Here is a 13,701-nt window from a genome sequence, read left to right on the forward strand (position 1 = left end):
CCCTGTTGGATTGGTTATGCTACGTGCAACTGATACTCAGCAATTAGCAGCAGAGCTGGGTGCATTATTATTACGGAAAAAATGGTTCGTCACCACTGCTGAATCCTGCACGGGTGGTGGCATTGCCTATTACCTTACGGCTATTGCCGGCAGCTCTGCTTATCTGGATCGCAGCTTTGTTACATACAGCAATAAAGCCAAACAGCAGTTGTTAGGGGTGCGCAGTGCCACTTTATTACAATTTGGTGCGGTAAGCGACGAAACGGTAAAAGAAATGGCTCAGGGCGCCGCACTGGCTGCAAAAGCTAAATTGGCAATAGCGGTGTCGGGTGTAGCCGGGCCTGGTGGTGGCTCAGTGGACAAGCCTGTTGGCACCGTTTGGTTTGGTTTTTGGCTAAATGGCTTACTTAGCAGTCAGCAGCAACACTTTAGCGGAGATCGGCAACAAGTACGCCAGCAAGCCATCGATCACGCTCTGCAACAGAGCATCTTATTATTGACAGCTTTGTCAAACTAGACTACTGTACGAGCATACAGTGTTTGTGCAAACCGAACTTTTGGAGTGAACAATGGACAACAATAAACAAAAAGCGCTGGACGCAGCCCTTACTCAAATCGAGCGTCAGTTTGGCAAAGGCTCTATCATGCGCCTTGGTGACAGCACATCGCTAGACATTGCTTCGGTTTCAACCGGTTCGTTAGGGTTAGATATTGCCCTGGGCATAGGGGGGTTGCCTTACGGTCGCATTGTGGAAATTTATGGTCCTGAGTCATCGGGTAAAACCACTTTAACATTACAAGTCATTGCTGAAGCGCAAAAAGCCGGTAAAACCTGTGCGTTTATAGATGCTGAGCATGCATTAGACCCAGTCTATGCGAAAAAGCTGGGCGTTAAGGTAGAAGATTTGCTGGTGTCGCAACCCGATACCGGTGAGCAGGCGCTGGAAATTTGCGACATGCTGGTACGCTCTGCTGCGGTAGACGTGGTGGTTATCGACTCGGTGGCGGCATTAACCCCAAAAGCGGAAATTGAAGGCGATATGGGTGACAGCCATATGGGCTTGCAGGCCCGTTTAATGTCGCAGGCGCTGCGTAAGCTTACCGGTAATATTAAGCGCTCTAACACCCTATGTATCTTCATTAACCAAATACGTATGAAAATTGGTGTTATGTTTGGTAACCCTGAGACCACCACCGGTGGTAATGCCTTAAAATTCTATGCCTCAGTGCGTTTAGACATTCGGCGTATCGGCTCGGTTAAAGACGGTGATGAAATCACTGGTAACGAAACCCGAGTTAAAGTGGTGAAAAATAAAGTGGCTCCGCCCTTTAAGCAAGCTGAATTCATTATTCAGTATGGCGCCGGTATTAACAAAAATGGTGAGTTAATTGATTTAGGTGTCGCCCAAGGATTAGTTGACAAATCAGGTGCCTGGTATGCTTATCAGGGCAATAAGATTGGTCAGGGTAAAGCTAACGCCATGAAGTTTTTAACTGATAACCCTGCCATTGCAGATGAAATTGAGAAAGAACTACGTAGCCGCCTGTTGCTCAAACCGGGTGAGAAAGTAATTGAAGAGGCTATACCGGCTGAATTTGAAGCTGACTTGTAATACCTTTGTACTAGATAAAAGCCAGCATAGTAGCTGGTTTTTTGTTTTTAAATAGAGGCTCATTAACGGTTTATAGCCGGTAATTTACAGGCTGCTTTAACGTTAACACATTGAGCAAACAGCAAAACCTTCTATTTCATCACGAACTACTGTTTTTGCTAAGGCTAATGGCATAACACGACTGCAATAAAGCCAAAAATATTGTCTTGCCCTGAAGTAACAGCAACGTTAACCTATTAAGTCTGTTTTTGCTAAACCACTTTTTTATTAACAATGTTGTCATCGCGGTAGGTGGCTGGTACTTCAAAAATGAATAAATATACTTTGTTGCTACTGGCTGGCGTCTATCTTTTAGTCGGTTGTAAAGCTGATATTAGTGTACAAGATGAAACAACAGACCCGGTTGCCCAAGAGTATCCACTTGCTTACGTAAGCAGGCCATTATTAGACCAGGACGGTAATCCCTATCAAGCCAGCCTTACTGCACCAGAGCAATTTAACCCTGGTGCCAGCTTGATATTAAAGCAAAATGCGTTTGCTCAATCAGCTGAACGCGACTTACTGGCAGAACTATTTCCAAACAACGACTATGATGTGAAAGACTTAGTGGTATCGCCAGATGGTGACACATTGCTTTTTGCCTTACGCCCGCCAGCACTAGACGATGTTGATGACGAGCTGCAGCCTAGTTGGAGCCTCTGGCGCTTTAGTCGCACTAGCGATGCTGTTTCCCCACTAATTGCTGACCCGCTGATTGCTGAACAAGGCCATGATATTAATCCTGGCTTCTTAGCAGATGGCCGTATTGTGTTCAGTTCAAGCCGCCAGCAAAAAGCCCGGCAAATTTTATTAGATGAATTTAAACCACAATACAGTGGCCTGCATGAAGACTTGCAAGGGCCGGCCTTTAATTTGCATGTGATGAACGCCGACGGCACAGGCCTTACCCAAATTAGTTTTAATCTTAGTCATGATATTTATCCGGTTGTACTACCTGATGGCCATATTTTGTATAGCCGCTGGGATAACCAGAGCGACCGGAATATGTTTAATTGGTATCAAATGCGCCCAGATGGCTCTGAAAACCAGTTGGTTTATGGTTGGCATTCCCACCAAACCGGTCCGGCCAACAGCGTGGTAGAATTTGCCAAACCGCTGGTGCTGGCAAATGGCCAAGTTGCTACGCTGCTGCTGAACCGTCAGCAAACTGGGCTAAATACCATGCCGGTGCAAGTTGAATTGGCGCTGGCCAGTGACAATACACAGCCGCTTTATCAACAGGTGCTGAATTTACCGGCACAAACGGCGTTACTACCGTGGAATTTTGATAACTCTGCGCGGCCTGAGCCCGCAGGGTTAGTACAAAATGTCTTTGCGTTACAGGATGGCTCAGAGCGGTTTTTGGTAAGTTGGTCACCTTGCCGGGTAGAAGTGGCTGCTGTAATTACCGGATGTAACGAGATAAGTGATGCCAGCGCTTACCCGCTGGCCAGCCCACGATTTGGTTTGTGGTTATTTGATTTAGCTAAACAAACTCAGGTACCGGTAAAACTGGGCGATAACGAGCTGCTATTAAGCGAAGCGGTAGTACTGCAGAATTATCCACGGCCGGCTTTTATTGAAGCTAACCCTGACGCGAACCTTGAATTAGCTGAAAACGGCGAAGCGATCTTAGATATTCGCAGCGTTTACGACATAGGTGGTGAAGCGCTATTACCTTTAGCGCAGTTAGCGGATCCTATGCAAACAACTGCTACCGATCGCCCCGTGCGTTATTTAAGCCTTATTCGCGGCGTACCCATTCCACCAGAAGAAGTACGGGAAGTGCCCAATTTTGCCTTTGGTGTTAATCGCCGGCAGTTAATGCGCGAATTAGTGGGGATTACCCCAGTGCAACCAGATGGTTCGGTACGGGTAAAAGTGCCAGCTAACGTGCCATTAGCTATTAGCTTATTAAATAGTGAAGGCCAGGCAATCTCAGCCCAGCATCAACAATGGATTACCCTGGCCCCAGGCGAAACCTTAAGTTGTAATGGTTGCCATGCCAGTAATAACACCCGTGCCCATGGCCGGAAAAGCGGCGAATGGCCATCAATAAATCCAGGGCCAAGTTCGGCCATCAGCTCTTTTACCAATGCTAACCCCTTATTGCCACCCAATGCGGGCGAGACCATGGCGCAAACACTGGCAAGGCTGCTGGGTGAGCCAACACTGAGTGCCGCATTAGATTATCAGGATATATGGACTGATCCTGCGCTGCGTCAGCCCGACCCCGCAGAGTTGAACCAGTTTACTGATCTGACAAGCGAGGCACCGGTTGGTCTCGATTGTTTTGAACGCTGGCAGGCGGCGTGTCGGCTGCGAATTGATTATCCAACGCATGTTCAGCCGCTGTGGCAGCTAGACCGTCGGCAGTTTGACCCATTAACCAATGAACTTATTCGCGATAATACCTGTGTTAGCTGTCATAGCCGGACCGATGCGGCGGCCAATGCGCAAGTGCCCGCGTCGCAGCTGGAATTAACGGCTCAGGCTTCAGATATTCAAGCTGAACACCTAACCAGCTACCGCGAACTGCTAAGCAATGACAATGAACAACAGCTGGTAGCTGGCGTATTGGTTGATCGGCTGGTGCAGGCGGTAGATGCTAATGGCAACCCGGTGTTTTTACGCGACGGTGCAGGCGAGTTGATTTTAGATGAAAATGGTCAGCCCATCCCGGTAATGGTTGCCGTTACTGTCCGTGCCAGCCTGCGGGCAGGCAATGCGCGAGCCAGCCAGGTGTTTTTTGAATTGTTTAGCCAGGGTGGTAGTCACCAGGGGTATTTAACGGCGGCCGAGTTGCGCTTGCTTAGCCACTGGTTGGATATGGGTGGCCAGTATTACAATTCACCGTTTGCTGTGGAGCCAGACTAAATGCGGCTACTGCTTGTTATGTTGCTTGCATTATTGGCTTGGCCTGCGTTAGCGGAGCAAGTGGTAGTACAAAAAGATTTTGTTGATTTACGCACCGGGCCTGGCCGTGGTTATCCGGTGGTGCAAGTAGCGCTGAAGAACGACAGCTTGCAACTATTAAAACAACGAACTGGTTGGATAAAGGTGTTGTACCGGCAGCAAGAATTATGGCTGGATGATAGTGAACTGGCCTTTTTGCATCCACCGGGGAGTGAAAAGAGTATAGCCAGTTTATGGCAGGCACAGCAAGGCTCAAGGCAATGGCAGCTTGGTTTGGCTGCCGGCGATTTTGCCGGGAGCAGTTATTATCAGCTGAGCGCCAGTTACTTATTTTCTGATGTTGTGGCATTGGAGCTCAGTGTCGGTCAGGGCAGTGGTTTGCAAGCCAGCAGTCAGCAGTTATTGCTGCAATTAGGGTTAAGCCCTTGGCCGCACTGGCGCATTTCACCTTATTTTGCTGTCGGGGGCGGTGTATTGCTGACCCGGCCCCGCACGGTATTAGTGCAAACAGAAGAGCGGCGCAGCCCGCTGGCTACAGTAGAAATTGGTTTACATTATCCGTTAACCGAGCGGGTGCAAGCCGATGTTCGTTATCGGCGGGCATTGGTGGCTACCGATCGGGATATTAATGAAGAGACAACTACATGGTTAATTGGATTTCGCGTCGCATTTTAGTCAGTAGCTTAATGCTACTGAGTTCGCAAGCCTTTGCTCAACAACAAACTGTTGGCGATGCTGCCCGGATTGAACCTGAAATAGCGCAATCGGCCGTAACGCCTGCGCAATTAGATACTGAAAATGTTGTGATTGCCTTGCGTGGTGGTGCTATTGCCATAGAAGATTTTGGCAGCAGCGCTTTGGTAGCGCTGCAGTTAAGTTACCATATAAACGAAGATTTCTATGTTAGTGCTGAGTATGCCCAGGCGAAAGCCGGCCTTACGTCATATGAGCGGTTAAGTGGCGTAGCGCCCCTGCTAACCGACAGCGAGCGCGAATGGCGCTATTACGGAGCAGAGCTTGGCTATGTCATGCTGCCAGGCCAAGTTTATCTTGGCCGCGATTACGCCATTAATACCGGTTGGTCACTGTTTGCAGGGGCGGGTAATGTCGATTTTGCCGGTGACAAAGTATTCGCGGTTAAAGTTGGTAGTCAGTTACGGTTATACCTTACCGACTGGTTGGCACTTGATTTGGTGGTTAATGATTATGTATTTGAAACCACTATTTTAGCGGAAAGTAAAACCACTCATAACCTTAATGTGGCATTGGGTGTTGCTGTTTATTTTTAACTGATGGGAAAGTTGTATGAAAACACTGTTATTAAGTATGTTGTTAACTGTGCTGCCATTAAGTGCCCAAAGTGCTAGTAGCATCGACCAGAACCCGGCCGGGCAGCAGTCAATGGCACCCGATTTTACGCTGAAAGCCCTAACGGGCGTTAATTTACGCCTGGCAGAGCAGCGCGGTGACATTATTGTTCTCAATTTTTGGGCTAGCTGGTGTGGCCCTTGCTTGCAGGAGATGCCAGCACTGGATAAATTAGCCAGTAAATATCAGCCGTTAGGGGTGCAGGTGTGGGGCGTAAATGTTGAAGCTGACAGTAGCGCTGCACAAAAATATTTGAACAAAACCCGGGTTGAATTTCCGATATTATTTGATACCGAAAATAGTGTGTCCGAGCGCTATCAGGTTCAGGCTATGCCAACCACGGTCATTATTGATAAAGATGGCCGGGTGCATAGTGTCCACCGTGGTTATAAACCGGGTTATGAGCAAAAGTATGAAAACGATATTAAAACCCTGCTGCGCAATTAAGCTGCTGGCAGCCTGTTTGGTTATGTTAAGCCTTTCTGGCTGTGCCAGTATTGAGCCTTGGGTTAAGCCATATCAACGGGCCGAGCTGGCTGATCCCATTATGGCGTTTGGCCGACATCCGGTTGCGCTGCAGCACAGTGCTCACGTGCGTGATTCACGCGAAGCCGCCAAAGGTGCCGATGGTAGTGGTGGGGGCGGTTGTGGCTGTAATTAATCGCACTGTTTTGTTACTGCTTGCACTGCTGTGTGCGCTACTTGCCAGTAGTCCGTTGTTAGCGGCAGTGTTACCTGATAACCGGATCGATCTGATGCAACACAGTTATCAGGGCGGAGGTGTATCGATAGATGGCCCGGCGCTGATGCTACGTAGTAAAATTGGTAACCAGGTGTCGGTATCCGGGTTTTATTATGTGGATACCGTTTCAGGGGCATCAATTGATGTTGTGGCCACCGCATCGGCCTACACTGAAACGCGGATAGAAAGCCGGGTGGGTATAGAGTACTTGACTGGAAATAGTATTTTATCCGTGAATTATGCGCAGAGCGACGAAAACGATTACAACGCTAAATCTATTTCCTTTGGTATTGCGCATGATACGTTTGGCGGAATGACGACCTTGAGCCTGAATACGTCCTTGGGTAATGATGAGGTTGGTCGCAATGGTGATGAAAGCTTTAGTGAGCAGTTACGCCGTTACAGTTATAGTCTGGGGATCACTCAGGTTTTATCAACGCGTTGGATCAGTGCGCTTAATATTGAAGTTGATATGGAACAGGGGTTTTTAAATAACCCTTATCGCAGTATTCGTTACCGCGATCCACTGGCAGAGCTTGGTTATGCTTATCAATTTGAGGTATACCCCTCTACCCGCAACACCTTTGCGCTGGGTTTAGTTAATAAATTTTACCTGCCTTACCGGGCCGCGATTACTGCGTCACTGCGCCATTATCAGGATAGCTGGGATGTTCAGGCTTTTGATGCTGAAATAGAATATGTGCATCCATTAGGAGAGCGTTGGGTAGTAGATAGCCATGTCCGTTGGTATCAGCAGGGGCAAGCGTCGTTCTACCGTGATTTGTTTGACTTTGCCAGCCAACAAAATTTTATGGCACGCGATAAAGAGCTGAGTGACTTTACTAATATTAGCCTTGGCATTGGTGCCAGTTACCGTTTTGCCCGTTGGTCTTGGTGGCCAGCGGCAAAACCAGAGCTAAATTTGGAATGGGACCACATTCGCTTTAATTATAATAATTTTCGTGACGTTACCCTGGCCGACACTGACGTTGGCACCGAGCCTTTATACCGGTTAACTGCCAACGTGTACCGGGCCTTTTTCAGTGTTTATTTTTAACGAGGTTACGCCATGACATATCCGGTATTTTTATCCCTAATCACTGGTGTGCTGTTGCTCGTTGCAACACCCATTGCGCTTGCTGCTCCTGAGCAACAGCCTGCAGAGCAACAACTTGAGCAGTTAAAGCAGCAAGCGATTGCCCTAAACCGCGAATTGTTTTTGCTGGAAGAAGAATTATTGTTTCCACCACAAACGCAGCTGGCGGTATTTGTTTCAGTTGATGCCGGCAAGTTTTTTACCTTAGACAGCATTCAATTAAAATTAAACGATAAGGCGGTGACGGCGCATTTGTATACCGGGGCTGAGCTGGCTGGCTTGCTGCGCGGTGCAGTGCAACCTTTATATAAAGGTAACATTCGGGCCGGAGAACACACGCTTACTGCGGTATTCGTTGGTAAGGGGCCTGATGATCGCGATTATCGTCGCGCGGTAAGTTATCGCTTCAGCAAAACAGATGAACCGGTATTGCTGGAATTAAAAGTATCTGACAGCAGCGCTAATTACCAACCAGAATTTAGCGTAGCAGCATGGTCCGACAACTGAAGACCGCGCTGATGCGCCATATAGCGGTACTGTCGGCAATGTCGGCACTGTTTGCGCTGAGTATGATGCCCTTTGCGGTGGCCGCTGAGCCATTGCTGCGCACCGAGCAGCAGTACCGGCTGGCCGCCTGGCATTTTTATCAGGATGATTACTATCAGGCGCTGTTGCAATTGGCGTTAGCACCAGAAAATTCTGCCAAAGCCAGTTTATTACAAGCTGGCTTGCTATTGCAGCTGGATATGCCCGCGGCCACCGCTAGCTTATTACAACGTTTATTAGATGATCACACCCTCAGTGGCCAGTTACCGGTACAATTGCGTAACGTGGCATTATTGCAGTTCGCCCGTTTTCAATATGAGCAGCAGCATAACCAGCAAGCGCGTTATTATTTGCAACAACTAAGCTTGCCGCTAAACGAGTTGGCGGGTGAAGCTGAGCTATTAACACAAATGCTGCGCTGGCCAGAACTGTCCCCTGTCGATTCACAAGTATTTAGCCGGTTAGCCGGGCAAAGCCAGTTACCGTATGTGGTGATTAACCAGATCTTGACTTTGCGTCAGCAGCAGCAACCGCTGCCAGCATTACAGCTATTGACTAAACTTAGCCAGCAACTGCAAGTTAATGCTGAGCCCGGCTTCTGGCTGGCATTGTTTCACTTTCGAGCGGCATCGCCGTTACTTAGCGATAGCACCGAGCGCCAGGCTCTGGCCGATTATTTACAGTTGCTCAAAGCGGGTTTATTAGTTGATCAACTGCAATGGGCTAATGCGCAACAGGTATTAAGTGAATTTGCCAGCAACAGCGTGTTAACGCTGTCTGCTATGACACTTTATCGGGACGTGCTGAGCGAAAACCGGCAAATTCCCAGTTTATTAGCGGTATTGCAACAACTGATTGTGCGTTTTCCTTATGCCTCTGCTGGCTGGCTGGCGGCACATCAATTAGGAGAGCAGTTTGAACGGGCGCTGGCGCCACAAGACGCGCTGACCGCTTACCGCTGGGCCGACCACTATTATCAGCAGCAGTTAACCGATAATACCGCCTATGCTGTGCCGTTATCTGCTGCGCAATTAGCCAAACCCGATGGCTTGTCAGCTTGGCAGCATTATCAGTTGCGCCAGCAAAGCCAGTTGTTTCAACTGAGACGCCAGTTAGCCGCATTGCAGCAGCTGCAGCAATTACAACAGCAACGTCAGGCACGTATGGCAAACCTGGCTGAGGTGGTTGCCACTAAATTGGCGCAACAACACTATTTATTGGCGAGCGCCTTACCTGAACTTGGTACCAAACAACATGCGTTGCAACAGCAGGTTAAGCAATTGCATATAATAATGCGCAAGGCGGCCGATGAGCCGATGGCGCAATTGCTGTGGCAGGGTGAGGCTGAGCAACACTTTGCGCAGCTGCAGCAACTGTTAGTACGTGCTGAAGGTCGGGTGGCGTCGTTAACCGCTGCAGGTCGTGACGTCAGTCAGGTTAAGCAACGCTTGGGGCGTTTGCGTGGCATTTTGCAATGGCACTATCAGCAGTCTGCCGCCGATAGGCGTTGGCAGTTTAGTCAACAGCAACAGCAACTGACGGCAACGCTTAGTACCATTAATGCCGCATTGAAGCGATTAGCCACGCTGGATGGAAAAACCGAGCGTTTGCTGGCTCAACAACAACAACTGGAACTAACTGCGGCGCGTGAAAACCAGTTTAGTGCTGATTTAGCCGCTCAGCAGCAACAATTGGTCGCCGAGCTTAACCGTGGTCTGCAGCAATTACGCTTAAGTGAGCGTGAGCAATTGTTAGCGCTGCAGAAATTGAACACTCAGGCAATTGCCCGGGTTATGGAGCAATTATTGCTTACCTCGCAGGAGGGCCAATAATGTTATTTGCTCACTATCGTGTTGTTGCAACCATTATATTGTTCAGTGGCCTCGCTGCGTGTAGCAGTGATCCAAATAAAACGGTGCGTCGGCCAACCCTGGCTGAGCTGACACCTTTTAGCCAGAGCAAGCTAGTTGAAGCTGATGTGGTTACTGCTGCGCAGTTGCAGCGAGTGTATCAGGATCTTTTGGCACTGGGGCCGGCGGCAGCAGTACGGCAGAAAGTGTTGTACCGTTTATCGCAGCTCAATACCCGCCAATTGGAGCTAGCAGAACTTAGTCTTGGTGCAGAGCAGCAGGCACTGCAGCAATTAATTGCTGAATATCAGGCATTAATAGCTGAGTTTCCTGCCGATCCTAATAACGAACTTATTCGCTATCAGTTAGCCCGCTCGTTCGATTTAGTCGGGGACAGCGTGGCAGCCCAGCAGCAAATGCAATTATTACTGCAGCATTATCCAAAAAGTGATTTTGCTGCCGAGTTATGGTTTCGTATTGGCGATATTTATTATAGCCAGGCGTTTTATCCCGACGCCTTGTCTGCTTTTGAGCAGGTGCTGACCCTTGCTGGGCCAGAGTTGAGACAGCATGCCTTGTATATGAGTGGCTGGAGCCACTTTCAACTACAGCAGTATCCGGCAGCAGATGATGCCTTTTTACAGGCACTGGATTTAACGTACCATCAAAGACGTAGCGCTGATCAGCAACAGAGTTTACGCGAAGAATTGCAACGGGTATTGAGTATCTCGCTCAGTTATCAGCAACAGGCTACCAGTTTACTGGCGTTGCTCAAACGAGCTGAGTATCGTGCTGGGCCGGCTGCACAGCGGCCAGTGGCTTATCAGGCGGGGTTATTTCAGGCATTAGCTGACTTTTTATTTGAAAAAGAACTGGATCAGGCGGCCTTACAAAGCTATCGGTTATTTATAGATGACCAGCCACTGGCGCTGGAAGCTGCGCGGATGCAGCTGAAACTGGTGCAGTATTATCTGGATTATGCAAACGCTATTGCAGCTGAACAGGCCCAGCAAGATTTTATTGGCCGTTTTGGCCCGGTTAGCGCCTTCTGGCAACAAGCCAGGCCGCTGGAGCAAGCTGAATTGGCACCACAATTGGCACAGTACCTGGATTATTTTGGTCGGGCGGGTTATCAGCAGGTGCAACAGGCAAGCGCTGAGGGTAAACATGCGGTGTATGCCGCACTAGTACAATACTGGCAGCAACTGCTACTGGTGCAACCGCTACTGGCCACAGATAAGCTTGATGACAGTTTACTTTGGCCAGATGACGTACGCTATTTACTGGCTGAAGCATTGGCGGGCAGTGCTGACAAACCCGCTGCGCTAGCATTGTATCAGCAGTTAGGTTACCCGACCCGTGCGCTTGTCGCCCGCAGCTTTAGCAGTGAACAAGCGGCTTACCAGGCGTTAATGCTTAGCGGCGAGTTAGCGGCAACACCGGGTAATACTGCCGAGGCAGCAACCGCGGCTAATGCGAGGTGGTGGCAACAACAACACCTGTTTGTGCGCGAGCACAGCACTCATCCGCAGGCGCAACAGGTGGCACTTAATCAGCTGGCAGAGTTATATCAGCAACAGCAATATGCTGAGATTGAAAGTTACGCCCGCCGGGTAACTGACTGGCCGCATCCAGAGCACAGTCAGCAAAAATTGGTGACACAAGCTTGGTTTATTGTCAGCCAGACCGAACTGGCGCAGGGTGATTATCGTCAGGCTGAACAGAGCATTCAGCGTTTGTTAAACGGAGATGCCACGCAAAATACCGCCGCAACACACGCTGAACTCAGCAGCAGCCGGCGCCAGTTATTACAACAGCAACTGGCCTCGGCTGTTTATCAGCAAGCGCAATACAGTGAGTTAACCGCAACTGAGCAACTGAGCAATTTAGCACGACTGTTACGTTTACCAGCTTCTGATTACCATCAACCTGCGGCCTACCAGCAAATTGCCATATCGTTGGAGCAACAAGCCTGGCCAGAAGCGATAAAATTGATGCAGGCCTATCAGCAGCAATATCCTGACAGTGCGGAGCAGGCCGCCATTAGCACCGCGTTACTTAACAGTTACGAGCAATTACAAGACTGGCAAAGTGCCGCGGATATGCTTAGTAAGCAATTAGCACAACTGCCGGCGGGTGATGCGCAGCGTCAGTTGTTATACCGCATGGCCGATTATTACTGGCAGGCTAACAATAGTGAGGCGGCACGCCTGGCTTACCGTAGTTATGCCAATCAGTATTCAGAGCCACATCTGCCCGCGCAGGAAGCGCACGCCCGGCTGGTGCAGCTTTATCAGGCAGATAATGACATAAGCCGGCGTAACTTTTGGTATCAGCGCACAGTCAGTGCCGAGCAAGCAAGCACTACCGGTACTGATCGCAGCCGCTATCTGGCCGCGGAGGCGGCGTTACAACTTGGCTTGCACGAGGCCATGCTATTTAATGGCATTACCTTGAAACAGCCACTTAGAGCAAATTTACAGAAAAAACAGACGCATATGACTGCGGCTATTCAGGTTTTTCAAGCCAGTATGACCTGGCAAGTAGCGGAGTTTTACAGTCAGGCCCAATATCAGGTAGCCCGCTTATATCAGCAAATGGCCGCTGCTTTATTACATTCAGAGCGCCCGGCAGGGCTGGAACCGTTAGCGCTGGAGCAATATGAGCTACTACTGGAAGAGCAAGCTTATCCCTTTGAGGAGCTCGCCATTGACATTTATCAGCAGAACGCGGCTTTGGTAACGCAACCCTTATACGACCGCTGGGTTGCCGACAGTTTTAGCAAGTTAGCCGAGTTATTTCCAGCGCGTTATCGTAAACCTGAAGTGTATTTGGAGCTGGCTGATGAAGCGTATTAATCGCACCAAGCATTATGCGGCTAAAAACCTGCAGCGGTTAAGCGCACTGTTGATGCTGTTATCGCTAAGTTACTGTGCGCAAATAACGCCACCGTTGGCGGTAAATGACGTAGCAACCGCCGCTGAGCAAACCGCAATTGCAGCGCCATTAACTGCTGCTGTCGCAATTGAGCCCGACGCGAAGCTTGCGCCCATGAAACCAAAATTAGCGGCTGATTTACTACCGCCGTTTCAGCAGGCTAAACAGTTAATGCGGGCGGGTGATTATCAGGCTGCTATTTTACTGCTTGCGCCCTTAACACAAGCTGCGCCTGACGCTGCGGGTATTCGTTACAACTTAGCGCTGTGTTACTGGCAACTACAGCAGACAGAGCAGGCCCGCCAGCAACTTAATCAGGTACTCGAACGACAGCCCGCTTATGTAGAGGCGGCTAATTTGCTCGGCGTTATTGCACGTAATGCCGGACAGTTTAATCAAGCCCGACAGCACTGGCTGGGTGCTATCGCCCAGCAGCGCGATTTTGCCAGCGCGCATAAAAACCTGGCTTTTTTATATGATCTTTATCTGGCACAGCCAGAGCAGGCGCGTTATCACTATCAGCAATATCAGCGGCTAAGCGCCGATCCGATGGCGGAAGCCTGGTTAAGCTTGCTTGACCAGCAACAGGAGTAA

Annotated in this window: 12 protein-coding genes; all 12 read left to right on the forward strand. The window is 49.4% G+C overall.

All coding sequences use genetic code 11. The features are described from left to right. Window positions 1-16: 16 nt before the first annotated feature. Complete coding sequence (locus tag VT06_RS10290; RefSeq protein WP_046554222.1) at window positions 17-517, forward strand: CinA family protein; 501 nt, start codon at window positions 17-19, stop codon at window positions 515-517. Window positions 518-569: 52 nt separating this feature from the next. Next, complete coding sequence (recA, locus tag VT06_RS10295; protein ID WP_046554223.1) at window positions 570-1,613, forward strand: recombinase RecA; 1,044 nt, start codon at window positions 570-572, stop codon at window positions 1,611-1,613. 309 nt (window positions 1,614-1,922) lie between these two features. Beyond that, the gene (locus VT06_RS10300) at window positions 1,923-4,529 is read left to right on the forward strand and encodes a PD40 domain-containing protein (protein ID WP_046554224.1); all 2,607 of its coding nucleotides are present in this window, start codon (window positions 1,923-1,925) and stop codon (window positions 4,527-4,529) included. Further along, window positions 4,530-5,243 (forward strand): SH3 domain-containing protein, encoded by a 714-nt coding sequence (locus VT06_RS10305; protein WP_046554225.1) that lies wholly within the window; start codon window positions 4,530-4,532, stop codon window positions 5,241-5,243. Further along, window positions 5,213-5,857: an outer membrane beta-barrel domain-containing protein gene (locus tag VT06_RS10310; protein WP_052750225.1), complete on the forward strand. Its 645-nt coding sequence runs from the start codon at window positions 5,213-5,215 to the stop codon at window positions 5,855-5,857. Before VT06_RS10305 ends, VT06_RS10310 begins: the two co-directional genes overlap by 31 nt. A 16-nt stretch (window positions 5,858-5,873) precedes the next feature. Then, window positions 5,874-6,383: a TlpA disulfide reductase family protein gene (locus VT06_RS10315; RefSeq protein WP_052750226.1), complete on the forward strand. Its 510-nt coding sequence runs from the start codon at window positions 5,874-5,876 to the stop codon at window positions 6,381-6,383. A 22-nt stretch (window positions 6,384-6,405) separates the two neighbouring features. Next, window positions 6,406-6,597 carry a DUF4266 domain-containing protein gene (locus VT06_RS10320; RefSeq protein ID WP_235357410.1) on the forward strand — a complete coding sequence of 64 codons (192 nt, stop codon included), beginning with the start codon at window positions 6,406-6,408 and terminating at the stop codon, window positions 6,595-6,597. After that, entirely contained in the window at window positions 6,584-7,735 is a 1,152-nt protein-coding gene (locus VT06_RS10325) for a DUF3570 domain-containing protein (protein WP_235357411.1), read from the forward strand. Before VT06_RS10320 ends, VT06_RS10325 begins: the two co-directional genes overlap by 14 nt. A gap of 12 nt (window positions 7,736-7,747) precedes the next feature. Next, complete coding sequence (locus VT06_RS10330; protein ID WP_046554227.1) at window positions 7,748-8,281, forward strand: hypothetical protein; 534 nt, start codon at window positions 7,748-7,750, stop codon at window positions 8,279-8,281. Beyond that, the gene (locus VT06_RS10335; RefSeq protein ID WP_046554228.1) at window positions 8,266-10,152 is read left to right on the forward strand and encodes a hypothetical protein; all 1,887 of its coding nucleotides are present in this window, start codon (window positions 8,266-8,268) and stop codon (window positions 10,150-10,152) included. The genes VT06_RS10330 and VT06_RS10335 overlap by 16 nt, the downstream gene beginning before the upstream one ends. Beyond that, window positions 10,152-13,028, forward strand: coding sequence for a hypothetical protein (locus VT06_RS10340; RefSeq protein WP_046554229.1), 2,877 nt, complete (start codon window positions 10,152-10,154; stop codon window positions 13,026-13,028). Before VT06_RS10335 ends, VT06_RS10340 begins: the two co-directional genes overlap by 1 nt. Then, entirely contained in the window at window positions 13,015-13,701 is a 687-nt protein-coding gene (locus VT06_RS10345) for a tetratricopeptide repeat protein (protein ID WP_046554230.1), read from the forward strand. Before VT06_RS10340 ends, VT06_RS10345 begins: the two co-directional genes overlap by 14 nt.

The organism is Arsukibacterium sp. MJ3 (genome assembly GCF_000987765.1).
In the GTDB taxonomy this organism is placed as follows: Bacteria; Pseudomonadota; Gammaproteobacteria; order Enterobacterales; family Alteromonadaceae; genus Alishewanella.